This is a genomic window from Mesorhizobium sp. M8A.F.Ca.ET.161.01.1.1, assembly GCF_004792105.1.
Taxonomy (GTDB): Bacteria; Pseudomonadota; Alphaproteobacteria; order Rhizobiales; family Rhizobiaceae; genus Mesorhizobium.
This window is the reverse complement of record NZ_SRTD01000176.1, coordinates 1-365: the sequence shown is the minus strand read 5'-3', so window position 1 is coordinate 365 and position 365 is coordinate 1. Positions and strand designations below refer to the sequence as shown.

At 60.8% G+C, this 365-nt stretch carries 1 protein-coding gene; it reads left to right on the top strand.

Features of this window, described 5'->3' with window-relative positions:
• Positions 1–355 (top strand): SOS response-associated peptidase (locus EN804_RS35185; RefSeq protein ID WP_135922343.1); only part of this gene is annotated, 355 nt, incomplete at its 5' end.
• Between the last annotated feature and the right edge of the window lie 10 nt (positions 356–365).

The window sequence follows — 365 nt, the reverse complement described above, 5'->3', positions numbered from 1 at the left end:
CGCCTTCGCCGGTCTCATGGAGACATGGTCTTCGGCCGATGGTTCGGAGGTCGATACCGGCGTTATCCTCACCACGGCCGCCAATGCCGCCATCGCGCGCATTCACGACCGCATGCCCGTTGTCATCGCGCCTGAGGATTTCAGCCGTTGGCTCGACTGCAAGACCCAGGAACCACGCGAGGTCGCGGATCTGATGCGGCCGGTTCAGGATGATTTCTTTGAGATGATTCCCGTCTCGGACAAGGTCAACAAGGTCGCCAATGTCGGCGCCGATCTCATCGAGCCAGTGCCGGAAGGCGTGCCGCTGGCAAAGATCAAACCGGCGAAGGACGAGGGGCAGATGTCGCTGTTTTGACGTCTTTGCG